A 760-nucleotide genomic window follows, 5' to 3' on the forward strand; every position below is an offset into this window, starting at 1 on the left:
ATTCTGGATTGCTTCGCGGAGCCTGTCATCGGGCCGCGCTTCGCGCGGACCCGTTGGCTCGCAATGACGATGCCGCGCGAATCCCGTTACCACCGATAGCTCAACGTCCCGATCACCTGACGCCGCGCGCCAGCGTAGCAATAACCGGACTGGCAAGTGTCATACTTCTTGTCGAACAGATTCGTGGCGTTCAAGCGCATGTAGGCCCCCTGGAATCTCCGGTCGAGCTTGCCGACATCATAGTCGATCACGGCGTCGAACAGCGTCACGGCCGCATTCTCGAACGTATTCTGGTCGTCGCCGAAATTGGCGCCGATGTAGCGCCCRCCGAGGCCCAGTCCCAGTCCTTCCACCGGCGTGCCGGACTGGAACGTGTATTTACCGAAGGCCGCGAACGAGTCTCTCGGGATGCCGGAATACTCGTTGCCCGTCGTATCGGTATTGCCGCGCGTGATCACGACGTTGAGGTGGGTATAGGCCGCGGTGAGATCGAAGCCCGGCTTGAGCGCCAGCTTGGCCTCGAGCTCCACCCCCTTGGACTCGATCTGTCCGGATGCTGCCAGGAACGCAATGGCGTTTGGATCGGTGCGCAGAACGTTGTCCTGCTTGATGTCGAAGACCGCGCCGGTCAGCAGCAGCGGGACATGAGGCATCTGATATTTGATGCCCGCTTCCGTCTGCTCGCCCGTGGTCGGCTTGAACGTGGCCCCCGTCACATCGACGCCGGTTTGTGGGCTGAACGACGTGGCGTAGCTGACAT

General features: G+C 61.5%; 1 protein-coding gene. It reads right to left on the reverse strand.

Annotated elements, in window-relative coordinates; translation table 11 throughout:
• Positions 1-86 precede the first annotated feature (86 nt).
• A partial coding sequence (locus AC1D00_RS43735) for a TonB-dependent siderophore receptor (RefSeq protein ID WP_477015016.1) occupies positions 87-760 on the reverse strand: 674 nt, incomplete at its 5' end.

It is taken from the genome of Bradyrhizobium sp. P2_E8 (genome assembly GCF_056403875.1).